Annotated in this window: 18 protein-coding genes; 5 read left to right on the forward strand and 13 right to left on the reverse strand. The window is 66.6% G+C overall.

What is annotated here, in order from left to right; genetic code table 11:
* Positions 1-186: 186 nt before the first annotated feature.
* Positions 187-4044, reverse strand: a complete 3858-nt coding sequence (locus tag ACFQU0_RS21675; protein WP_382204321.1) for a bifunctional diguanylate cyclase/phosphodiesterase — start codon at positions 4042-4044, stop codon at positions 187-189.
* Positions 4041-4961 (reverse strand): NAD(P)-dependent oxidoreductase, encoded by a 921-nt coding sequence (locus tag ACFQU0_RS21680; protein WP_382204323.1) that lies wholly within the window; start codon positions 4959-4961, stop codon positions 4041-4043. The genes ACFQU0_RS21675 and ACFQU0_RS21680 overlap by 4 nt, the downstream gene beginning before the upstream one ends.
* 150 nt (positions 4962-5111) lie before the next feature.
* On the opposite strand from ACFQU0_RS21680, the gene ACFQU0_RS21685 reads away from it, so the two are divergent.
* Complete coding sequence (locus ACFQU0_RS21685; RefSeq protein ID WP_382204325.1) at positions 5112-5651, forward strand: Mpo1 family 2-hydroxy fatty acid dioxygenase; 540 nt, start codon at positions 5112-5114, stop codon at positions 5649-5651.
* On the opposite strand, the gene ACFQU0_RS21690 is transcribed toward ACFQU0_RS21685, so the two are convergent.
* On the reverse strand, positions 5644-6621 hold the full coding sequence (locus tag ACFQU0_RS21690) for a GMP reductase (RefSeq protein ID WP_382204327.1): 978 nt from the start codon (positions 6619-6621) through the stop codon (positions 5644-5646). The two genes, ACFQU0_RS21685 and ACFQU0_RS21690, sit on opposite strands and share 8 nt — an antisense overlap.
* 217 nt (positions 6622-6838) lie before the next feature.
* Here ACFQU0_RS21690 and ACFQU0_RS21695 point away from each other — a divergent pair, with 217 nt between their 5' ends.
* Complete coding sequence (locus ACFQU0_RS21695; RefSeq protein WP_382204328.1) at positions 6839-9280, forward strand: UvrD-helicase domain-containing protein; 2442 nt, start codon at positions 6839-6841, stop codon at positions 9278-9280.
* Between the two features lie 120 nt (positions 9281-9400).
* Here ACFQU0_RS21695 and ACFQU0_RS21700 read toward each other — a convergent pair whose 3' ends face one another.
* From ACFQU0_RS21700 to ACFQU0_RS21710, 3 genes are read right to left on the reverse strand one after another with little or no spacing between them, the layout of a single operon-like run.
* Positions 9401-10159, reverse strand: a complete 759-nt coding sequence (locus ACFQU0_RS21700; protein ID WP_382204330.1) for a BPSS1780 family membrane protein — start codon at positions 10157-10159, stop codon at positions 9401-9403.
* The gene (locus ACFQU0_RS21705) at positions 10156-11142 is read right to left on the reverse strand and encodes a homoserine kinase (RefSeq protein WP_382204332.1); all 987 of its coding nucleotides are present in this window, start codon (positions 11140-11142) and stop codon (positions 10156-10158) included. Before ACFQU0_RS21705 ends, ACFQU0_RS21700 begins: the two co-directional genes overlap by 4 nt.
* A gap of 39 nt (positions 11143-11181) precedes the next feature.
* Positions 11182-11487, reverse strand: a complete 306-nt coding sequence (locus ACFQU0_RS21710; protein ID WP_382204334.1) for a hypothetical protein — start codon at positions 11485-11487, stop codon at positions 11182-11184.
* Positions 11488-11538: 51 nt separating this feature from the next.
* Between ACFQU0_RS21710 and polA the strand changes: the two genes are divergently transcribed.
* On the forward strand, positions 11539-14337 hold the full coding sequence (gene polA / locus ACFQU0_RS21715) for a DNA polymerase I (protein WP_382204336.1): 2799 nt from the start codon (positions 11539-11541) through the stop codon (positions 14335-14337).
* Between the two features lie 48 nt (positions 14338-14385).
* Here polA and ACFQU0_RS21720 read toward each other — a convergent pair whose 3' ends face one another.
* Both ACFQU0_RS21720 and ACFQU0_RS21725 read right to left on the reverse strand, forming a co-directional pair.
* Positions 14386-14670, reverse strand: coding sequence for a hypothetical protein (locus tag ACFQU0_RS21720; RefSeq protein WP_382204338.1), 285 nt, complete (start codon positions 14668-14670; stop codon positions 14386-14388).
* A 182-nt stretch (positions 14671-14852) separates the two neighbouring features.
* Entirely contained in the window at positions 14853-16196 is a 1344-nt protein-coding gene (locus tag ACFQU0_RS21725) for an amidohydrolase (protein WP_382204339.1), read from the reverse strand.
* Between the two features lie 105 nt (positions 16197-16301).
* Here ACFQU0_RS21725 and ACFQU0_RS21730 point away from each other — a divergent pair, with 105 nt between their 5' ends.
* On the forward strand, positions 16302-17336 hold the full coding sequence (locus tag ACFQU0_RS21730; protein ID WP_382204341.1) for a GlxA family transcriptional regulator: 1035 nt from the start codon (positions 16302-16304) through the stop codon (positions 17334-17336).
* A 23-nt stretch (positions 17337-17359) separates the two neighbouring features.
* Here ACFQU0_RS21730 and arfB read toward each other — a convergent pair whose 3' ends face one another.
* Entirely contained in the window at positions 17360-17773 is a 414-nt protein-coding gene (gene arfB, locus ACFQU0_RS21735) for an alternative ribosome rescue aminoacyl-tRNA hydrolase ArfB (RefSeq protein ID WP_382204343.1), read from the reverse strand.
* Between the two features lie 78 nt (positions 17774-17851).
* On the opposite strand from arfB, the gene ACFQU0_RS21740 reads away from it, so the two are divergent.
* A complete protein-coding gene (locus ACFQU0_RS21740; RefSeq protein ID WP_382204390.1) occupies positions 17852-18811 on the forward strand; it encodes a formylglycine-generating enzyme family protein in 960 nt (319 codons plus the stop codon).
* Here the strand turns inward: ACFQU0_RS21740 and ACFQU0_RS21745 are convergent, their stop codons facing one another.
* The 4 genes from ACFQU0_RS21745 to ACFQU0_RS21760 are packed head-to-tail and all read right to left on the reverse strand — an operon-like array spanning position 18812 to position 23370.
* Positions 18812-20377, reverse strand: coding sequence for an acyl-CoA carboxylase subunit beta (locus ACFQU0_RS21745; RefSeq protein WP_382204345.1), 1566 nt, complete (start codon positions 20375-20377; stop codon positions 18812-18814).
* Positions 20374-21381, reverse strand: coding sequence for a Bug family tripartite tricarboxylate transporter substrate binding protein (locus ACFQU0_RS21750; RefSeq protein WP_382204347.1), 1008 nt, complete (start codon positions 21379-21381; stop codon positions 20374-20376). The genes ACFQU0_RS21745 and ACFQU0_RS21750 overlap by 4 nt, the downstream gene beginning before the upstream one ends.
* Before the next feature lie 10 nt (positions 21382-21391).
* Positions 21392-22618, reverse strand: a complete 1227-nt coding sequence (locus tag ACFQU0_RS21755; protein ID WP_382204349.1) for a CaiB/BaiF CoA transferase family protein — start codon at positions 22616-22618, stop codon at positions 21392-21394.
* Positions 22615-23370, reverse strand: a complete 756-nt coding sequence (locus tag ACFQU0_RS21760; RefSeq protein WP_382204351.1) for a GntR family transcriptional regulator — start codon at positions 23368-23370, stop codon at positions 22615-22617. Before ACFQU0_RS21760 ends, ACFQU0_RS21755 begins: the two co-directional genes overlap by 4 nt.
* Between the last annotated feature and the right edge of the window lies 1 nt (position 23371).

The raw sequence follows: 23371 nt of genomic DNA on the forward strand, positions 1-23371 counted from the left end.
TCGACGACCGCGCACCCCGTGCCGGTGCACCGCGCCACCACGCGCCCGGTGCCCACCGAGGCGCTGAGCGCAGCGGTGCACCGGCCGGCAATGGCGGCTTTGGGGGCCGTCCTCAGGCCCGTCGCACGCCGCGCTGAAGTCTGCTGACTTTTGCCCTGTGAAAAAGCCGCTCTTGAGCGGCTTTTTTTACGCCTGTGTCTGTTGGGCTTGTTGGGCCATGTGTTCGCGCACCCAGGCCTCGAACCGCGCCGCCGCCATGGGGCGGCCCACGTGGTAGCCCTGGATTTCGTTGCAGCCCTGTTCGCGCAGCATGGCCATCTGGGCTTCGGTTTCCACGCCCTCGGCGATGGTCTTGAGCCCCAGGCTTTGGGCGAGGTTGATGATGGCGCTGACGATGGACGCATCCTCGGGGTCGGCGCACATGTCGCGCACAAAGGACATGTCGATCTTGAGCTTGTAGACGCGAAAACGCTTGAGGTAGCTCAAGCTGGAATACCCGGTGCCAAAGTCGTCCACCGACATCAGGATGCCCCGGTCGTGCAGCCGGTTCATGGTGGCAATGGCGCCTTGGGGGTCGTGCATGGCCACACTTTCGGTCAGCTCCAGTTCCAGGCACTCGGGGGGAAGCTGAGCCTCCTCCAACAACGCCATCACCATTTCCGGCAAGTGCGGCAGGCGGAACTGCACGGCCGACAGGTTGACCGCCAGCACCATGTCGGGCAGACCGGCATCGCGCCAGGCCTTGAGTTGTTGGCATGCGGTGCGCAGCACCCATTCACCAATCTGGATGATCTGGCCGCTGCTTTCGGCCACGGGCACAAACTCGCCCGGCGTCACCGGGCCCCAATCGGGGTGGTTCCAGCGCAGCAGGGCCTCCACACCGACGATGTCGCCCGTGTCGAGCGACACCTGCGGCTGGTAGTGCAGGCTGAGCTGGTCGCGTTCCAGCGCGCGGCGCAGCGCGTTGTCCAGTTGCAGTGTGCGGATGGAGCTGGCCTGCATTTCGGCGGTGAAGAAACTGAAGCCGTTGCGCCCTTCTTGCTTGGCCCGGTACATGGCCGTGTCGGCGCAGCGGTACAGCGTCTGGTAGTCGGCGCCGTCTTCCGGGTACAGCGCCATGCCGATGGACGGTGTGATGGTCAACTCATGTTGCTCCAGCTGGTAGGGCTGCGAAATCCGATCCAGCAGGCGGCGCGCGACGTGGGTGGCTTCCTGGGCATTGGTGCCGGGCAGCACGGCCACAAATTCGTCGCCACCCAGGCGCGCCACGGTGTCCTGTTCGCGCACCACGGCGCTGATGCGCCGGCCCACCTCCACCAGCAACAAATCGCCGATGTGGTGGCCCAGCGAGTCGTTGATGTTCTTGAAGTGGTCCAGGTCCAGGAACATCAACGTCAGCGGCTGGTGCTGCCGTTTGGCCTGGCTGAGGTCGTGGTCCACCCGGTCCTTGAGCAGCGTCCGGTTGGCCAGGCCGGTCAAGGGGTCAAAGTGGGCCAGCGCGCGGATTTGTGCTTCGTGCGCTTTGCGCTGGCTGGTGTCGCTGAAGATGGCGATGTAGTGGCGCGGTTGGCCTTCGTGGTCCATCACGCGGGTGATGGACAACCACTCGGGGTAGACCTGCCCGTCCTTGCGCCGGTTCCAGACCTCGCCCTGCCACTGGCCGGTGGTGTGGAGCTCGTGCCACATGTTGGCGTAGAACTCGCGGTTCTGGTGCCCCGAGGCCAGGTGGCGGGGCGTCTTGCCCAGTATGTCCTGCACGCCATACCCGGTGATGCGGGTGAAGGCGGGGTTGACCTTGACGATGCGCTGCTGGGCATCGGTCACCAGAAAGCCTTCGCTGCTGTTTTCGAACACGGCGGCGGAGAGCTGCAGTTCCGATTCGGCCTGTTTGCGCTCGATGGCCAGCGCCACAAAACGGGCCGCCATTTCGAGCAACTGGGCGTCGTCCGCATGGGGCTCCGTCACCGTGCGGTGGTAGACGGCAAACGTGCCCGCCACTTGGCCGTCGCGCAACAACACGGGTTGCGACCAGCAGGCCGCGAGCCTCGCCGCTTGGGCGATCTCTCTGAACGGCGCCCAGTTCGGGTGGGTGGCGATGTCGGCGATGTACACCGGCTGGCCACTGTGGGCCGACGCACCACACGAACCCACGTCGGGGCCGATGGCCACACCGTTGAAGGCATGCAGAAAACTGGCCGGCATGCTGTGGCCAAAGCCCTGCTGGATGTGCTTGTGTTCGTCGTCCAACAGCAGGATGGTGCACAGGCTGCCGGGCATCGAGGTTTCCAGCTGCGCCACCGTCTGCTCCAGCAGCTCCGGCAGGCTGAGGTCCTGGGCCAGCAGGTTGAGCAGAAAACTGCGCACCGTCTCACGGCGCTGCGCCTTGCGGATGTGGGTCAGGTCTTGGTGGGTACCCGAGACGCGCACCGGTCGGCCCTCGGCGTCGTAGTTGATCCGGGCACGCACCAGCACCGGGATGCTGTGGCCGTCCCGGTGCAGGAGGCGAAATTCAAAGCTGTAGTGGGTTTGCTGCGCGGCGACCGCGTCGCGGAACACCTTGACGCCGATTTGTGCGTCGTCCGGATGGATGTAGTTCTGGCGGAAATGGTCGTCGTTGCGGATGGTGCCGAGATCGGCTTCGCCCACCATGCGCCACCACTGCGCCGACATGTACAGCTCGTTGGTCTGCGGGTTCCAGTCCCAGGGCGCGTCGTTCGAGGCCTCGAAGGCCAGCATCAGGCGTTCCTGCAAACTGCTCTGCGCGAGCTCCGCACGTTTGCGCTCGGAAATGTCGCGCGCGAGCAGGATGTATCGGGTGGGCTCGCCGGGCCGGGTGGGCTTGACCGCCACGGACAGCTCGAACCATGCGCCTTCACGCGCCTGGGGCACGGCCAGCCGGTACTGTTTGCCGGTGGAGCGGCCCCGCTCTTGGGCTTCGCTCATGGCCGCACGCACCACCTTCAGCACATCGGGTGGCAACAAACTGCTCATTTGGCGGCCCACCACTTCGTTCGCCGGCATCATCAACAGTTCGGGGTGCTGGGTGTGCACCAGGTACACACGCAGCTCATCGTCCACCTCGAACAGCAGGTCGGGCAAGGCGTCCAACGTGGCCGCCAGCTGCGTCTGGGTGGTGGCGATGTCTGCGGTGCGCTCCGCCACGGTGCGCTCCAGCCGCGCACGGTGGTGCGCCAGCGCAATCCACAGGCGCGCCACATAGGCCAGCAAGGCGCTCAGCAGCAGGCCAGCCAGCGCGCCCGTGGCCAGGCGCGGCAGGCTGTGCCATCCGTGTATGGGGGCCACGCTCAGCGTCCACTGCGCATTGGGCACGCGCAGCTGTTTGTTCACCGGGTCGTTCAGCGGCCCCGGTGCCGACGCCACGATGACTTGGCGCTGACCGCTGTCCGGGTGGGTGCGCCACAGCTCATGGTGGTAGCCCAATTCGCGCAAGGAGTGCAGGCCGGTGGCATCGAGCGCGCCAGGAAAGCGGATGGTCACATTCACCAATCCCCAAAAGGTGCGCACACCCTGGTCGTTGTTGACGAACACCGGCAACCTGCCCACCACCCCCAGACCACCTTGCACCAGATTCAGTGGCCCGGCCAAGGTGAGCTGGCCGGTATCGCGGGCACGCAGTGCTTCCACGTTTTGCCGTGGGTCTTCAAACTGGTTGAAACCCAGCAAGCCCCGGTTGGGTTCCAGCGGCACCACATGGCGCACCACACCACCGGGCGAGACCGACAAGGCCGTGATGCCTGGGTAGAAGGGCAGAATTTCTTGTGCCAGGGTGTCAAAGTCGATCACCTCGCCCTTGTCCTTGCGCAGTGCGGCGGCCACCAGGTAGGTGGACGACAGCAGCCGGTCGATGCGGCTTTCAATGGCTTTGGCCTGGTCGGTCGCCAAGCTCAGCAGCACCGTGCGTTCGGCTTCGACCCGTTGTTGCTCCACGCGCCACACGAGGACCGAGGACAGCAGCACCCCCACCAAAAAGACCAGCAGTGGCAGGTGTCGGTGCGCCCACCAGCGTGTGGTGTCGCGGCTCATGTCATCCCGTTGCGCTGCGCCAGCGCCACAAACAGGCCGGCGTGGTCGAGGTCGCTCAAGCCGTCCTGCACGGCCTGGGCGTAGAGCGATTCGAACAAGGCTGTGATGGGGGCTTCAAACCCCATGGCCTGCGCCGTGGCCATGGCGTTGCGCATGTCCTTGAGCTGCACCGTCATGGCCGCGCGTTTGGCAAAGTCGCGCTCCACCATGCGCTGGCCGTGCAACTGCATGATGCGGCTGTCGGCAAAACCGCCCATCAGCGCCTGGCGCACCTGGGCCATGTCGGCGCCGCCCTTGGCCGCCAGCAGCAAGGCCTCTGCCACCGCGCCAATCGTGATGCCCACGATCATCTGGTTGGCCAGTTTGGCCAACTGCCCTGAGCCATGTGGTCCCACCGGGGTGCAACGGCCCAGCGCGCTCAGCACCGGCTGGGCGGCGGCCACGTCCTCGGCATCGCCGCCGGCCATGATGGCCAGCGTGCCTTGCTCGGCCCCCACCGTTCCACCCGATACCGGTGCGTCAATGTGCCGCACCCCGACCGTGGCCAACTGGTGTGCGTGTGCGCGCGCTTCGTCGGGTTTGATGGAGGACATGTCGACCACCAGTGCGCCCGGTCGGTAGGCCGCCAGCGTGTCGGATGCCAACAACACCGCACCCACGGCAGGGCCATCGGTCAACAAGGTGATCACCACGTCGGCCCCGCGCACGGCCTCGGCCGGGCTGTTGGCCACCTGGGCGCCAAAAGGCAACAGGCGCTCTGCCTTATCGCGCGAGCGGTTCCAGGCGGTCACGGTGTGGCCGGCCTCGCACAGGCGGCGCGCCATCGGAAAACCCATCAGGCCAATGCCCAGAACGGCGATGTGCTGGGGTTTGCCAGGTGGGGCAGCGTGGATGTCGGTGGTAGAAATGTGAGTCACTGGGTCATTCTATTGACAATGTGAAACGGAACGCAAAGCACACCATGCAACACATCACAACCGTTCCTGCCCCTGCTCGCGCCTGGGCTGGACTGGGGGGCTTTGCCTGCGCCGACAGACCCTGAAACTGCTCAATCGAAGGGACGAACCATGGCCTCTCTGTTCCGCGACGGCACCGCCTTGATGGTGCAGTACGCCCACTACCACCGCGACCGCCGCAACATCGCCACCCACTTCGTGGGCATCCCCATGATCGTGTTCGCCATCGGCGTGCTGCTCAACCGGCCGCTGTGGGAGCTGGGCAGTGGCCTGTATGCCACACCCGGCATGGTGCTGTGGTTGCTGAGCACCGCCTGGTACCTGACGCGTGGGTTGGGCCTGGTGGGCCTGGCCACCAGTGTGGTCAACCTGTGGCTGATCTGGGCGGCCCACCTGCTGATGAGCGCGCCCACCGCCACCTGGCTGGCCTGGGGTGTGGGCGCGTTTGTGCTGGGCTGGGTGTTCCAGTTTGTGGGCCACCACTGGGAAGGCCGCAAGCCCGCGTTTGCCGACGACCTGGTGGGCCTGCTGGTGGGGCCGGCCTTTGTGGTCGGGGAGGCACTGTTTGCCGCAGGCTTGTGCAAACCCATGGCCGCCACCATTGAGCGCGAGGCTGGGCCGCTGCGCAGCGGCCCAACAGCGGTCACATGAAGAGGTGTTCGCCGGCGTTGTCGCCGCCCAGGATCACGTAGTTCACCTTGCGCACGTCCATCAGCTTGGTGCCGCCGGCATAGCTGATGGAGCTCTGCACGTCCTGCTCCATTTCCACCAGCGTTTCCGCCAGCTTGCCCTTGATGGGCTCCAGGATGCGTTTGCCTTCGACGTGTTTGTACTCGCCCTTGTTGAAGTCGCTGGCCGAACCGTAGTACTCCTTGAACAGCTCGCCATCGACCTCCACCGTCTTGCCCGGCGACTCTTCGTGGCCGGCGAACAGCGAGCCGATCATCACCATGGTGGCACCAAAGCGCACGCTTTTGGCGATGTCGCCATGGCTGCGGATGCCGCCGTCGGCAATGATGGGCTTGGTGGCCACCCGCGCGCACCACTTGAGCGCGCTGAGCTGCCAGCCGCCGGTGCCAAAACCCGTTTTCAGTTTGGTGATGCAGACTTTGCCCGGGCCCACGCCCACCTTGGTGGCGTCGGCGCCCCAGTTTTCGAGGTCGATCACGGCCTCGGGTGTGGCCACGTTGCCCGCGATCACGAAGCTGCTCGGCAGCTTGCCCTTGATGTAGCCAATCATGTCGCGCACGCTGTCGGCGTGGCCGTGGGCGATGTCGATGGTGATGTACTCGGGCACCAGGCCCTCGCTGGCCAACGTGTCCACGGTGGCGCGGTCGGGGGCCTTCACGCCCAGCGAGATGGAGGCGAACACGCCGGCCGCGCGCATGTCGCGCACAAACTGCACGTTGTCCAGGTCAAAGCGGTGCATCACGTAGAAGTAACCGTTCTGGGCCATCCAGAGGCAGATGCTTTCGTCCACCACGGTTTTCATGTTGGCCGGCACCACCGGCAGTTTGAAGCGGCGGCCTCCCAGCTCCACGCTGGTGTCGCACTCCGAGCGGCTTTCCACGCGGCATTTGCGCGGCAGCAGCAGGATGTTGTCGTAGTCAAAAATTTCCATAGCGCTCAAGCTCCAGAGGTGTGAAGAAGAGGGCGCTTGGCTTGGCTGCCGGTGCTTTTGTGCCGCTGGCCGGAAGGCCGGGCAAAAAAAACCGGGCGCCAAAAAACTTGGGCCCGGTGATTGATTCTACTCGGGCCCGGTGAAACAGGGCCATACGGCAAATCGGATGAGCATCATATAAAACAAAGCATGTCGCTGGGCTTCCTAAAATCGGGGCATGACCCTGTTCCAAGACGCCGCCGCGCCATCGCCCGCTCAATTGTCCACTTCATCGCCCCTGCTCCACCACCTCAACCCCGAGCAGCTCCAGGCGGTGACGCTGCCCGCCGAGCACGCCCTCATCCTGGCCGGGGCCGGTTCGGGCAAAACCCGCGTGCTCACCACGCGCATCGCCTGGCTGCTGCAAACCGGGCAGGTGTCGCCGGGCGGCCTGCTGGCGGTGACCTTCACCAACAAGGCCGCCAAGGAAATGATGACCCGGCTGAGCGCCATGCTGCCGGTGAACGTGAGGGGCATGTGGATCGGCACCTTCCACGGCCTGTGCAACCGCCTGCTGCGCGCGCACTGGAAAGCCGCCAACCTGCCACAAAGCTTTCAGATTCTGGACACGCAGGACCAGCTCAGCGCGGTCAAGCGTCTGTGCAAGCAATTCGGTGTGGACGAGGACCGCTTTCCGCCCAAACAGCTGCAGTGGTTCATCGCCGGTTGCAAGGAAGACGGCCAGCGCCCGCGCGACGTGGTGGTGCGCGATGAGGAAACGCGCAAGAAGGTGGAGCTGTACCAGCTGTACGAAGAACAGTGCCAGCGCGAAGGGGTGGTGGATTTTGGCGAGCTGATGCTGCGCAGCTACGAGCTGCTGCGCGACAACGACCCGCTGCGCGAGCACTACCAACGGCGCTTCCGCCACATCCTGGTGGACGAGTTCCAGGACACCAACCGCCTGCAGTACGCGTGGCTCAAACAACTGGCCGGGCACGAGGAGAACGGCCGGTTTGTGAGCGGTGGCAACGCCGTGCTGGCGGTGGGCGACGACGACCAGAGCATCTACGCCTTTCGCGGCGCGCGCGTGGGCAACATGCGCGACTACGTTCGCGAGTTCGACGTCCAGCACCAGATCAAGCTGGAGGAAAACTACCGCAGCCACAGCAACATCCTCGACTCGGCCAACGCCCTGATCAGCCACAACAGCGAGCGCCTGGGCAAGAACCTGCGCACTTCGCAAGGGCCGGGCGAGCCGGTGCGTGTGATGGAAACCGCCACCGATTTCGAAGAGGCGCAGTGGCTGGTGGAAGAGATGCGCCAGCTCATCCGCAACGACGGCTATGAGCGCACCGAAATCGCTGTGCTTTACCGCAGCAATGCGCAGAGCCGGGTGATTGAAACTGCGCTGTTCAACGCGGGCGTGCCTTACCGCGTCTACGGCGGATTGCGTTTCTTTGAGCGCGCCGAAATCAAACACGCGCTGGCCTACCTGCGCCTGTTGGAGAACCCGTTTGATGACACCAGCTTCATGCGCGTGGTCAATTTCCCGCCGCGAGGCATTGGTGGGCGCAGCGTTGAGATGCTGCAGGACGCGGCGCGGGCGGCGGGCGTGTCGCTGCACGCGGGTGTGGACAGCCTGGAAGGCGCGGCACGCACCAAGTTCAACGGTTTCATTGCCAAGATGGCGGTGTTGCGCGAAGCCACCGAAGGCAAGACCTTGCGCGAGATCGTGGAGCTGGTGCTGGACCACAGCGGCCTGATCGAACACTACCGCGCCGACCGCGACGGCGCCGACCGGGTGGAGAACCTGGAAGAACTGGTCAACGCCGCTGAAAGTTTTGTGACCCAGGAAGGTTTTGGCCGCGATGCCGTGGCCTTGCCGGTGGACGAAACCGGTGCGGTGCTCACACAAAGCCCGGCCAGCCAGGGACTCGATCCCTCGCTGCCCGAACTCACGGGTTTGCAGATCGATGGCATCACCCCCGATGGCGAAACCCTGAGCCCGCTGGCGGCCTTCCTCACGCACGCCGCGCTCGAATCGGGCGACAACCAGGCCCAGGCCGGCCAGGACGCGGTGCAGCTCATGACGGTGCACGCCGCCAAGGGCCTGGAGTTCGACGCGGTGTTCATCACCGGCATGGAGGAGGGCTTGTTCCCGCACGAGAACTCGCTGTCCGACCGCGCCGGGCTGGAGGAAGAACGTCGCCTGATGTACGTGGCCATCACCCGGGCGCGCAAGCGCTTGTACCTGAGCCATTCACAAACGCGCATGCTGCATGGGCAGACGCGCTACCACCTCAAGAGCCGCTTTTTCGACGAACTGCCGGAGGAGAACCTCAAGTGGATCGCGCCACGCCCACCTGCCACCGGCAGCATGGCCGGATCACTCAAGGGTGCGCGCTGGGGCTGGAACGACCAGGCCTCACCGCGTGGTGCCTATGGCGGAGCGGGCACGGTGGCACCTTGGGCCGAAGCGGCGGCCGCCCCCGTGCCACCCCGCAAGGACGACGGCAACGCGGTGCGCGCCGGCATGAAGGTCTTCCACAACAAGTTTGGCGAAGGCAAGGTGCTGACCGTGGAAGGCAGCGGCGCCGATGCGCGTGCCCAGATCAACTTCCCGCGCCACGGCACCAAGTGGCTGGCGCTGAGCGTGGCCAAGCTCACCCCCGTCGAGTGAACCACTAGGGAAACAGTCGGAGCGCGTGCCCCAACCCAGGACACCGCCGGGCCGGCTCTGCCGGACGGCTGGTGTCGCCCCCCTTGGGGGGTGACGCGCCCTTAGGCGCGGCGCGGGGGGTTACTCTGCGAAGCTGTCGCGAAAGGTGAAGTAGAACGAGGTGAAGAACATGGCCGCCATCAACAGCGCCGCCGGGTACAGCACGACCTGCATGACCGCACCGCCCATCAGCCCGGCGATCAGGCTCACCACCACGCCACCGAGCACAAACACGCCCAACCAGCCCAGCAGGTAGACCAGCATGGCCCACTTGTTTTGCCAGCAGGCCATGAAGCTGAAGAACAGGCTTTTGATGGGCGACACGCCGTGCCAATGCACCAGCGCGGGCGCGTGCCAGAACAACAATGCCAGCGGCAGGTACAGCGTCATGCCCACCAGCATCGCGGTCTGGAAGTCGTCGCTCTGGATGGTTTCGGCGGTGACATTGCCGCCACCCAGGTACATCTGGGCAAACTGGCCTCCGTCGAACAAAGCCGAGATGCCCATCACCAGCAAAAAACCGGCTGCGTAATAAGCGCCCAGCTGCAACATGGCGGTCAGGCGCTCCTTGCCGGCCCGGAAGGCGCTGGCCAGCACCGTGGGCATGGGAAATTTGCCCGCCGAGGCTTCACGCGCAGCGGCCATCAGGCCCAGGGTGGCGGCCGGCAGCAGGGCCAGGGCGAGGGCGGTGCCAATGAGTGGCAGCACCGAAATCACCGACACCACCGCCATGAAGAGAAAAAACAGGCCCGACAAGGCCAGCGGTTGGCGCCAGAACGTCTTGATGCCTTCGCGCACCCACAGCAGGCCGGTGCGGGCGCTCACAGGATGCAGTTTCATGCAGCGACGGGCTCCAGGGCAACAACGGGCACCGGCCGTTCGACCCGCTCGCGCAGCACACGCTCAAAGTGGGTGGGATCGTGTGGCTTGAGCATGCTGGCTTCGCGCGGCAGGTGGAAGTCCCACAGACGCGACACCCAGAAGCGCAGGGCACCCGCGCGCAACATGGCGGGCAGCAGTTGTCGCTCGGCCGCTTCCAGCGGACGCACGCTCTGGTACGCGGCCACAAAAGCCTGGGCACGTTCGCCATCGTGGGCGCCGGTGGGTAGGTCGATGCACCAGTCGTTGAGGCAGACCGCCAAGTCAAACAGCCAGGTGTCAACGCCCGCGAAGTAGAAATCGAAAAAGCCGCTGAGATGGCCGTTGTCGAACATCACGTTGTCGCGGAACAGGTCGGCGTGCACCGGGCCCCGCGGCAGGGCGGCGTAGGCGGCGCTGGCGGCCACGTGGTTTTGGTAGGCCAGTTCGCTGCGCAGCAACTGGGCCTGTTCGGCGTCCATGTAAGGCAGCACCACGGGCACGGTTTCGTTCCACCAGGGCAGGCCGCGCAGGTTGGGCTGGTGGCGCGGGTAGTCGCGCCCAGCCAGGTGCATGCGCGCCAACATGGCACCCACTTGGGCGCAGTGGTCGGTGGTGGGGGCCAACTCGCTGTGGCCGCTCAGGCGGTTGACCAGCGCGGCGGGTTTGCCCTTCACCTTGAGCAGGATCTCGCCCTGGGGTGTGGCCACCGGGTTGGGCACCGGGATGCCGTGTGCCGCCAGGTGCTGCATCAGGTGCAGGTAAAAGGGCAGTTGCTCGAAGCTCAGGCGCTCGAACAAGGTGAGCACGTGCCGACGCTGCGTGCCGCCCTGCGCGGACGTGAGGAAGTAGTTGGTGTTCTCGATGCCGCCGCTGATGCCTTTGAGTTCCACCAGCTCACCCAATTCCAGGGTCGTGAGCAGGGCGGCGGCATCAAGGGAGGTGACTTCGGTGAAGACGGCCATGGCGCGGGGCTCGTGGTCGGTTGAATCGCGCGGGCGCGATCAGAAGTTGAACATTCGCCAGCTGGTCTTGCCACCGCTGCCGGTGCGCTGGCCGCCCGAGGCGGGCGCCTCGTTGGCGCTGGGCGGTGTCACCTGGTAGGCGGGCACGTCGGTCTGGGTGGTGACGTCGATGCGGCGGGTTTCGCCGCCCACGCGCAATTCGTCGATCTGGCTGCCCGCATCCTTGTGCTGGATGCGCTCGGTGCGCTGCTCCACCACCTTGGGCGGCGTGGCGGTTTGGGCGAAGGCGGCGCTGCCCAGGCTGAGCAGCAGGAGGGTGGGGGCGAGGCAGGAAATTCGGCGCATGCCGGATTGTAGGTCGCGGGGCCGCCCGGCGATTGCCGCGACAATGGTGCGATGAACGAGAACAAGCCCACCCTGGTCCTGATCGACGGCTCCAGCTACCTCTACCGCGCCTTTTTTGCCGGTGGTGAAACCATGTCCACCACCCTGCCCGACGGCACGGTGCAGAAGACCGGTGCCATCCGCATCCTGATCAACATGGTGCAGGCCTTGCGCAAGCAGTACCCGGCGAACTACATCGCCTGCGTGTTCGACGCCAAGGGCCCCACCTTCCGCGACACGATCTACCCCGAATACAAAGCCCACCGCGACCCGATGCCGGACGACCTGCGCAGCCAGATCGCGCCCATCCACGAGGTGGTGCGGCACCTGGGCTGGACGGTGCTGGACGTGCCCGGTGTGGAGGCCGACGACGTGATCGGCACGCTGGCCGTGACGGCGGCGCGCCAGGGTGTGGAGGTGATCATCTCCAGCGGTGACAAGGACCTGGCCCAGCTCGTCAACGAACACATCACCATCATCGACACCATGTCGGGCAAGACGCGCGACCTGGCCGGCGTGGAGGCGGAGTTTGGTGTGCCGGCGCACCTGATGCTGGACTACCAGACCCTGGTGGGTGACGCGGTGGACAACGTGCCCGGTGTGCCCAAGGTGGGGCCCAAGACGGCCGTGAAGCTGCTCAAGGAGTACGGCTCGCTGCAGGGCGTGGTGAACAACGCGGCGAACATCAAGGGCGTGGTGGGTGAAAACCTGCGCAACACGCTGGATTGGCTGCCCACCGGTCGCCAGCTGCTGACCATCAAGACCGATTGCGACCTGAGTGGTTGGGTGGACGGTCTGCCGGCGCTGGATGCGCTGGTCGGGCGCCCGGGCGATGTCGGACCGCTGCGCGAGTTCTACCTGAAGTACGGCTTCAAGGGGCTGGCCAAGGCATTGGGCGAGGGGGACGCGGCCCCCGCCCCGGCTTCGTCGCCCCGGGCATCGTCCGCCACCCCCGGCCTGTTCGATGAACCCGCCGAGGCGGCATCCGCGCCCGCCAAGCCAGCCAGCCAGCTGGCGTACGACACCGTCCTGACCTGGGACGCCTTCGACGCCTGGCTGGCCAAGCTGCAGGCCGCCGATCTGGTGGCACTGGACACCGAGACGACTTCGCTCGACGAGATGGTGGCCGAGATCGTGGGCATCTCCTTCAGCGTGGCGCCCGGTTCGGCCGCCTATGTTCCGCTCACGCACCGCTACCCCGACGCGCCCGAGCAACTGCCGCGCGACGAGGTGCTGGCGCGGCTCAAGCCCTGGCTGGAAAACCCACAGGCCAAGAAGCTCGGCCAACACATCAAGTACGACCGCCATGTGTTTGCCAACCACGGCATCGAGGTGCGGGGCTACGCACACGACACCATGCTGCAGAGCTACGTGCTCGAGGCCCACATGCCCCATGGACTGGAGAGCCTGGCGCAGCGCCACCTGGGCCGCAGCGGCATCAGCTACGAAGACTTGTGCGGCAAGGGCGCCAATCAGATCGGTTTTGATCAGGTGGACATCGCGCGCGCGGCCGAATACTCGTGCGAGGACTCTGACCAGACCCTGGACGTGCACCTGGCGCTGTGGCCACAGATCGAGGCCGACGACAAGCTGCGCTTCATCTACGAACTCGAAATCGCCAGCAGCGAGACCCTCTACCGCGTTGAGCGCAACGGCGTGCTGATCGATGCGCCCACGCTCGCCAAGCAGAGCCACGAGCTGGGCCAGCGCATCCTGCAGCTGGAGGCCGAGGCCTACGAGATCGCCGGGCAGCCCTTCAACCTGGCCAGCCCCAAGCAGCTGGGCGAGATCTTCTTCGACAAGCTGGGCATGCCGGTGGTGAAAAAGACCGCCACCGGCGCGCGCAGCACCGACGAGGAGGTGCTGGAAAAACTCGCGGCGGACTACCCGCTGCCGGCCAAGCTGCTGGAGCACCGCAGCCTCTCCAAGCTCAAGGGCACCTACACCGACAAGCTGGCCCAACTCGCGCTGCCACGCACCGGCCGCGTGCACACGCATTACGCGCAAGCGGTGGCCGTGACCGGGCGCCTGTCCAGCAACGACCCAAACTTGCAGAACATCCCCATCCGCACGCCCGAGGGCCGGCGCGTGCGCGAGGCCTTTGTCGCCGCGCCTGGCCATGTGATCGCCAGCGCCGACTACAGCCAGATCGAGCTGCGCATCATGGCCCACATCAGCAACGACGCGGCCCTGCTCAAGGCCTTCCACGACGGCCTGGACGTGCACCGCGCCACTGCCGCCGAGGTGTTTGGTGTACCGGTTGATCAGGTCAGCAGCGAACAGCGCCGCTACGCCAAGGTCATCAACTTCGGTCTCATCTATGGCATGAGTGCTTTTGGCCTGGCGCGCAATCTGGGCATAGACAACACGGCGGCCAAGAACTACATCACGCGTTATTTCGAGCGCTACCCCGGCGTGAAGACCTATATGGAGTCCACGCGCGAGACGGCGAAACAGCAGGGTTACGTGGAGACCGTCTTCGGCCGCCGCCTGCAACTGGCTGGTATCCAGACCGCTAAGGGCGCCCAGCTCGCCGGCCTGGAACGCGCCGCCATCAACGCCCCCATGCAGGGCACGGCGGCCGACCTCATCAAGCTGAGCATGAACGCGGTGCAGGCGGTGCTCGACGCCGAGAAGCCGGCAATTAAGATGATCATGCAGGTGCACGACGAACTGGTGTTCGAAGTGCCCGAGGCCGACATCGACTGGCTCAAGGCCGAGGTGCCGCGCCTGATGGCCGGTGTGGCCCAGCTGCGCGTGCCGCTGCTGGCCGAGGTGGGGGTGGGCGCCAACTGGGATCAGGCCCACTGATGTGTGGGCGAGTGCCCTGTGTTTCAGGGCGCTGGTGGCGCAGCGGGGTCAGAAGCTGAAGGCGTCCACGGGCGGGGCGGCAATGGCGAGTCGCGCGGTTTGAACCTCGTACCAGTCGGGCTTCAAGACCAGGGCTTGCAGGTGGCCGTTCACCGAATCGGCGCCCCTAAGCCAAATCCGGTAGAGGCCGTCAAAGCTGGTGTCGCACAGATTGACCTGTTTGTGGGCCTGGGCGATCCAGGCCGATTGCGCCAGCGATTCGGCGTCTTTTTTTACCGCTTGGACCCATTGCCACACGGCGGCTTCGCCTGCGGGTGTCAGTTTGACAAACATCTTGTTGTTCTGGGGCATGGCACACAGAACACCCGGCAGACGCAACCCGTTGCGCCCCGTATCCCATGCAAGCAGCCCACTCTCCTCCCTGGCTGCCCATTCTAGGTTTCATCTAATCGCCTGTGAAGCATTCGGCCACGCACACGCGGGCGAGGCGTGGCGGAATGCTCAGTGTGCCGGGCTCACTTGGTGCGCTGCAGGAAGTCCACCGCCAGCGCGGCCAGGCTGCGCGCGCCCACCGGCAGCTGGTCCTCGTCGATGTCGAACTGCGGTGAGTGGTTGGGCGGCGCCTTGGTGAAGTCCTTGCCCTTGGGCGGCGCGCCCAGGAAGTAGAAGAAGCCGGGCACCACCTTCTGGAACTCCGAGAAATCCTCGGAGCCGCTGACCTTGGGGATCACCATGGCTTTGCCCCCCAGGGCGAGCTTGAGTGCGGGCAGCGAGGCTTCGGTGAGGGCCGCCGGGTTGGTGGTCACGGGGTAGGCCACCGGGCCAAACCGCACCTTGGCCTTGGCGCCGCTGGCGGCCGCAATCGACTCTGCGGTGGTGGTGATGCGCTTGAGGGCATCCTGGCGCATGTCTTCGTCGAAGGTGCGCAGCGTGCCCATCATCTCGACGTTGTCGGGAATGATGTTGTAGCGGGTGCCCCCCTGGATCTGGCCGATGGTGATGACGGCGGGCTCCTTGCTGATGTTGAGCTGGCGGCTCACCACCGTCTGCAGGCCCAGCACCACCTGGCTGGCGGCCACGATAGGGTCCACCGCCGACCAGGGCGATGAGCCGTGGCCGCCCTTGCCCTCCACGTGGATGTGGATGTTGTCTGACCCCGCCATCAGCGGGCCGCTGCGGTAGCCCGCCATGCCACTGGGCAGGTTGGCCGTGATGTGCAGGCCGTAGATGGCCTGAACGTCTTTCAGCACGCCGGCTTCCACCATGGCTTTGGCCCCAAAGCTGGGCACCTTGCCGTTGGCATCGGGCTCCACCGGCGCGCCTTCTTCGGCCGGCTGGAAGATGAACTTCACCGTGCCCGGCAACGTGGCTTTCATGCCGGCCAGTGCCTCCGCCGCGCCCATGAGCATGGCCACGTGGGCGTCGTGTCCACACGAATGGGTGACGGGCACCTCCTTGCCCAGGTAGGTGGACTTGGCTTTGGAGGCGAACGGCAGGCCGGTGTTTTCGGGCATGGGCAGGGCATCCATGTCAGCCCGCAGGGCCACCACCTTGCCAGGCAGGCCGCCCTTGAGCGTGCCCACCACGCCGGTGCCACCGACGCCGGTTTGCACCTCCATCCCCAGGCGGCGCAGGTGTTCGGCCACCAACTGGGCGGTCCGCACTTCCTGGCCCGAAAGCTCGGGGTGTTCATGGATGTCGCGGCGCCAGGCCACGATTTTGGGTGCAAGCGCCTGGATGGCGGTGTCCAGCTTGTGCAGGCCGGCGGCGTCCAGGGTTTGGGCGTGGACACCGGGCAGGGCGCACAGGGTCGCCGCCAACAGGCTGGCAGCGGGCAGGGGTTTCAGTGAAGCAAACATGGGCAGGCAGGGGTTGGGGTGGAACACCCGGCCATGCTAGGGGTGCGTGGGTTTCAAAGAAAAGGCAAAATCGCCAACAAACAAGCTGAAATCGCCATCACCACCATGCCGCCACCTCGCCTGTTGGGCATCGACTTTCCGGTGTTGCCCACCACCGCCATGGGCCATGTGTTGCACGCGATCGAATTGCTGCGTGCCGCCAACCTGATCGCGCGGCTGCGTGTGGGGCGCACCGCGCCACGTTTGGGGTGGCGTTTGTGTGATGCACAGGGTCAGTCGATGCCCGTGACGCAAGGCCCCTGCCAGCCCATGTTGAGCGAAGGGGTGTTCGAGGGCCCGCCACAGGCACAGTGGGTGCTCAGCCAACACACCGCCGACGTGCCCACGTTGCGCCAGACCGTGGCGCGGCACGGGGCGCTGCGTCGGCATCTGGCGGTGGCCATTGACCAAGGCCAGCGGGTGTTGACCCTGGGCAACGGTGCGTGGTTGGCGGCAGGCAGCGGGCGTTTGAGCGGACACCGTGTGGCTTTGCCCTGGTACTGGGCGGCGGCTTTTCACCGCGATCACCCCGACGTGGCGATCGTCGCGGGCACCGAGGTGTGTGTGGACGGGCCGTGGTTCAGCGCCGCCTTGCCCCAGGACACGGGCGAGCTGGTGTTGGCCCTGGTGGCGCAGTGCTGGGACCACCACTTGCATGCCGCGTTGGCCTCTGTGCTGCGGCCCGATGCCGCGCGCCAGAAGGCGGCGCAGGAGGCTTTGCAGGGCCAGCCCCTGCCCACCACCCGCGACAGCGCGCTGGCGCGTGCCATTGAACACCTGGAAAAACAGGTGGACCAGCCTTACGCTTTGGCCGCCGTCGCGCGTGCAGCGGCGGTGAGCCCACGCACCCTGCTGCGTCACTTTCAGGAGGCACTGGGCCATTCGCCGCTGGACCACCTGCACCGCCTGCGCTGCGAGCGCGCGCGCCTGCTGCTGGAGATCACGCTGGAGGGCATCCCGGCGATCGCGCAGGCCTGCGGTTACGCCGACCCGGCCGCGTTTCGCCGCATCTTCACCCGCCATGTGGGCCTCACGCCCCAGGCCTACCGCGAGCGCCACACGCTGCGCGCGCCCCGCCAACGTTGGCGGGTGCCGGTGTGAGGCACGCCATGTGCCGTGTGCACTCAGTCGTTTTCGCGCGGCCGCCCGCGCTGGCGTTTGATCTGCCCACGTGCCGCCTTGTGCAACAGCCGGCGTTGTTTGGACGCGTGGGTGGGTCGGGTGGCGTGGCGGGTGGGCGCCTCGTACAGCGCGCCCTCGATCAGCGTGTGCAACCGGTGCAGGGCTTCGGCGCGGTTGCGGCCCTGGCTGCGGTGGGTCTGGGCCTTGATCACGACCACACCCGCGTCGTTGATGCGCTGGTCCGCGCAGGCCAGCAGCTTGGCCTTGACCTCACCGGGCAACGACGAGGCGCGGATGTCGAAGCGCAGGTGCACCGCGCTCGACACCTTGTTCACGTTCTGCCCGCCCGCACCTTGCGCGCGCACGGCGGTGAATTCGATCTCATCTTCTTGCAGGCTGAAGTGGGGAGGGCTCATGCTGCGGCATGATAGGCGCTCAGATGGTCGAGGAGACTGACGATGCGATCTCTGGTGTGGGCCGGCCTGTGCGTGTGGATGGGGTCGGCGGTGGCCGGCGAAGTGGGTGGGCCGCCCACTGTGTGGGTCAACAGCCTGGGCATGCGTTTTGTGCGGGTGCCTGCGGGGGCGTTCCAGATGGGCCACGTCGAACCTGCCGAACGCTGGCAACGCGATTTCCCGTCCTACCCGTCCGTGCGGTTTGGCCTGCTGGGCGACGAGGCACCGGTGCACCGTGTGCGCATCACACGCGATTTTTGGCTTGGCCAACACGAGGTCACGGTGGGGCAGTTCCAGCGTTTTCTGGAGCGATCGGGCCATGTGCCCGAGTCCGTGCGCGACGGCACCGGCGGCTACGGCCACAACCCGGCCTACGACCCCGCCACCACGACCCGTGGCGACGCGTTCGAGGGCCGCGATCCGCGCTATGCCTGGAGCCACCCAGGCTTTGCCCAGACCGACGAGCACCCAGTGCTCAACGTCACCTGGAACGATGCTGTGGCCCTCGCCGCCTGGCTCAGCCGAACCGAGGGCCGGCGCTACCGCCTGCCCACCGAGGCCGAGTGGGAATACGCTTGCCGCGCCGGCAGCAGCACCCGATACCCCAACGGCGACGACCCGCAGCGCTTGCTTGAGATCGCCAACACCTTTGATGCCGATGCCGCTGTGCACTGGCCGCGCTGGTCCGGTTTTGCCCTGCGCGGCAGCGACGGTTTTCCCTTCACCGCGCCGGTGGGCCGCTTCGCACCCAACGCCTGGGGTCTGCACGACATGCTGGGCAACGCCTGGGAGTGGGTGTCGGATTGGCACGCCGACGATTACTACGCCCAAGCGCCCACCAACGATCCGCAAGGGCCGGCGACCGGCGACGTGCGCGTGCGCCGGGGCGGCTCGTGGCACACCTGGAGCCTGTACGCACGCTGTGCTTACCGCAACTGGAACGCCCCCAGCACGCGCTACACCCTGGTGGGCATGCGGCTGCTGCTGGAGGCGGACTGATCAGCCGGCGATCCGACCCGAGGTTTGCACCAACGCCCACGCATCCTCCACCCAATCGCACAAGATGGCCCGGGTTTCGCGTGGGTCGATGATGTCCATGATCCCGAACTTCTCTGCCGTGCGGAAGGGCGAGGTCATGTTCAGGTAGAAGGTCTCCAGCTCGGCACGCTTGGCCGCTGGGTCGGGGGCTCCCTCGATCTCGGCCTTGTGCGCGGCCATCACCCCGCCTTCGATGGGGATGGAGCCCCAGCGGGCCGACGGCCAGGCGTAGCGCAGGTTGAGCGCTTCGCCGTACTTGGGGCCGTGCAGGGCGCCGGCCATGCCAAAACAGCGACGCATGAGGATTGAGACCCAGGGGGAGGCGCAGTCGTGCAAAGCCTCGCCCACGCGGGTGGCGCCCAGCAAGGTGCCCGCCACCTCGGCCTCCAGGCCGGTCTGGTTGCCCGGTTGGTCCACAAAGTTGACCACCGGCAGACCGAACTGGCTGCACAGCTTCACATGCCGCTCCATCTTGTAGGCGGCTTGCAGCGTCATGGCGCCGCCCTGCACCTTGGGGTCGTTGGCGATCACGCCCACCGGCACACCGTTCAGTCGGGCCAGTGCGGTGATGACCGAGCCACCTTGGTAGCGCCCGATCTCGAACAGCGAACCCTGGTCCATCACGCTGGCCAGGATCTTGCGCGGGTCGTAGATCTTGCGGCGGTCGCGTGGGATGGCGTTCTTGAGCCAGTCGTCGGCCCGTTGCGGGTCGTCGCTGGGTGGGGTCACGGGGGCCAGGTGGAACACGCTGCGCGGCAGGTAGCTCAGAAACCGTTGCACCTGGGCCAGCGCATCGGCTTCGTCTTCGGCCTCGTTGTGCACCAGCGCGCTCTTGCGGTGCACCATGTGGCCACCGAGGTCGTTCTTGTCCACGTCCTGCGCGTAGGCCTGGCGCACCACGTGTGGGCCGGCGGCCATCACCTGCGCCTGCTCGCGCACCATCACCGAGAAGTGCGACGACAACACCTTGATCGCGCCCTGACCCGCGCAGGCACCCAAGGCCACGCCCACCACGGGCACGGTCTTGAGCAGCTCGTTCGCAGGCCAGCTCGGGTACTCGGGGATCTTGGTGCCGCCGATCTGCATGAGCAGCTTCACGCTGCCGCCGGCCGAATCGACCAGGCGGATCAGCGGCAGGCGCAGCTGGTGGGCCAAACGCTCGATGTAAATCCACTTGTCTGCGATGGTGGCCTCGGACGAGCCGGCGCGGATGGTGAAGTCGTCGGCGTGCAGCGCCACCTTGCGCCCCTGGATGCGGCCGGTGCCAACGATGGCATTGGTCGGGTCCAGCCGCTCGAACTGGCCCTCGCGGTTGTAGTGGCCCTTGCCGGCCAGCGCGCCCACCTCGCGGAAGCTGCCAGCGTCGATCAACTGGGCGATGCGCTCGCGCGCGTTCATGCGGCCGCTGGCCTTGAACTTGGCCAGGGCCTCGGGGCCGCCCATGGCCAGCGCATGGGCGCGGCGTTGCTGCAGCTCGGCGAGTTCGGTGGCCCACTCACCCTCGGGCACCAAGTTGGGCTGGCTCATGGTGTGCCCATGCCAAGCGACGCCACCAACGCGCGCGACCCGTTCAGTTCAGCCTCCAGGTAACGGTGCGAATCGACGTAGCCTTTGAACACCGGGCGGTTGCCCGACTTCTCCACCATGGCGCGCCAATCGGGTGATTGCGACACTTGGCGCAGCGCGTTTTCCCAGTAGCGGATTTGCTCCGCGTCCACACCACCCGGCAACAGCACGCCGTTGTAGCTGGCGTAATCGGTGGCAATGCCCAGCTCGCGCCAGGTGGGCACCTCGGTCAGCGGGCCGCTGCCGCGTTGCGCGGCACAGCTGACCAGCATGCGCACCTTGCTGGCTTGCGCCAGTGGCACCACGGTGGGGCCGGTGGCGGCCACGAGGTCCACATGGCCACCCAGCAATGCGGCCATCGAGTCCGCCGAGGAACGGAAAGGCACGACGGTGAGTTTGGCCACGTCCACGCCGGCCAGCTTGAGTGGCTTGGCCAGGGCCAGGTGCAGGTTGAGCCCGCGTGCCGGCGCCACCGCCAGCTTGAGGCTGGCCGGGTCGCGCTTGAGCGCTTGCAGCACGTCTTGGGCGGTTTTGAGTGGTGAATCGGCGCCCACGGCGAACAGTGTGGTTTCCTCCACCAGCATGGCCACCGGCACAAATTCGCGCAGATCGGCCTTGAGCATGCCGCTCGCCTGCCCGGCCACGGCGCCGGTGTGGAAGGTGGAGAGGTGGTGCGCGTTGCCCCGGTTGCGCTGCAGTTGTTGCAAGGCCAGCAGGCCGGCGGCACCGGGTTTGTTTTCGGCGATCACGGTTTGCCCGTTCACCAGCTTGAGGCTGTCCAGCGCCTGTTTGATGCCACGCGCGTACAGGTCCACCGAACCGCCGGGCGCCACGCCAATCACGTAGTTGATGTTCTGGCTGGGCAACCAGCCAGTGGCGGCCTGGCCCATGGCGGGCAGGCCGCCGAGCAGGCTGGCGCCTGCCAACAAGCACTGGCGGCGGGTGAGGGGGTGTTGTGGTTTCATGCGTGTCTCCTCAGTGGGTGGTGGGCAGCTTGACAGCGCCGCTCTGGATCAAGGCCTGCTGGCGTTCGGGGCTCAGCCGCAGTTCATCGCGCAGGATGTCGGCGCCGTCGGCCCCCAGGTCGGGGCCGCTGCGATGCACCGCGCCCGGCGTGCCCGACAGGCGTGGCACCACACCCATCTGGGTGGTGTGGCCCAGCGTGGGGTGGGGCACCTGCTGCAGCATGTGGCGGGCCGCAAAGTGCGGGTCGGCGTAGATGTCGGCGATGGTGTAGACACGCGAGGTCGGCACCTCGGCCTCGCGCAGCATGTGCTCCAGCGTGTTGCCGTCGAAGCCGCGCGTCCAGTCGGCAATGATCTGATCGATGGCCTTCATGTTCGCGGGCCGGCCGCGCGCCTGGATGGAGTCAAAGCGTGGGTCGGTCAGCAGCTCAGGCATCTGCATCAAGGCCACCAGACGGCGCCAGGTGGGTTGGCTGTTGGCGGCGATCAGCACGAAGCCTCCGTCGGCCGTCGGGTAGGAGCTGTTGGGCGCCATCGAGGGCAGGTTGGAGCCCTCGCGCTGCGGCACCACGCCCAGCTTGTCGTGTGCGGGCACGATGGGCTCCATCTGGGTGAAGGCCGCCTCGTACAAGGCCACGTCAACCACCTGGCCTTTGCCGCTGGCCTGGCGCGCGTGGATGGCGGCCATGGCGCCGAAGGCGGCGTACACCGACGAGAGGTAATCGGTGGTGGCCAGGGCCACGCGGGCTGGCGGGCGGTCGGGGTCGCCCGTCATGTGGCGCACGCCGCCCACGGCCTCGCAGATGGCGCCATAGCCAGGGCGTTCGCTGTAAGGGCCGTCTTGCCCGTAGCCGCTGATGCGCACCATCACCAGCCCCGGGTTGCGGGCCGACATCGCTTCATAGCCCAGGCCCAGCCGCTCCATCACGCCCGGGCGGTTGTTCTCCACCACGATGTCGGCGCGCGCGATCAACTCGGCCGCCAGCTCGCGGCCTTCGGCGGTCTTGAGGTCCAGCGCAATGGAGCGCTTGTTGCGCAGGATGGAGGCTGCGTAGAGCGACACGTCGCCCAGGTGTTGGCCCATTTGGCGCACCGGATCGCCTTCGGGCGGCTCGATCTTGATCACGTCGGCGCCGAAGTCGGCCAGCAGGCGGGTGCAAGCCGGGCCGGCGATGGTGGAGCAGATCTCGATGACCTTGAGGTCTTGCAGCGGGCCGCTGCGCGCGGTGGCATTCATGGCCGGCTCCGGGGTGCGCTGGCGGCCAGCAGGCGCACGGCCTCGGCGGCGGATTCATCGATGCGCTGGCGGGTGAGGGATACCAGGCGTTCCACGTCGCCGGTTTCCAGCGCTTCGGTGGCTTGTGCCCACAAGACGGCCGAGCGCTGGCGGCGTTCGATGGATGCCAAACCCAGCTTGCTGTAACGCAAGGTTTGCAGCGACAAGGCGGTCAACATGCGCTGCAGACGGCGGTTGCCGGTCATGCGCGCGCACAAAATGAGCAGGCGGTAAGTGGTTTCGGCGTAGGCGTCGCCGGCCTCGGGGTGGGGCGCCAGGGTTTGCAGGCGCGCCACACCGGCACGCAGCATGGGCAGCAGTTCCGGGTGCTGCGAAGCGGCCAGCTTGCGCACCACCACCTCAAACAGCCCGGCGCGGATGTCCAGCAGCTCGCTCAGCTCGGTCGCGGTCAGCTCGGTGACGATGGCGCCGCGCCGCGCCAGGATGGTGACCAGACCCTCGCGCTCCAGGATGCGCAGGGCTTCACGGATGGGGCCGCGGCTGACGCTGAATTCGTCCGCCAGCTCCTGCTCGCCAATCCGTTCGCCGGGCGCCATCTGACCGCCCAGGATGCGGTCGCCCAGGCGGGCGGCGATCTGCTCGGGCACCGTGAGGGTGGGGATGTCCTGGTCGGCGAACAGCCGGAAGGCCACCGCGCCTTCCCAGGTGCTGAACAGGTCGTCTTGCAGGGCAGCCAGGTCTTTGGGGTGCATG

The sequence above is a fragment of the Hydrogenophaga defluvii genome, from assembly GCF_042665235.1.
GTDB lineage: Bacteria > Pseudomonadota > Gammaproteobacteria > Burkholderiales > Burkholderiaceae_C > Hydrogenophaga > Hydrogenophaga defluvii_A.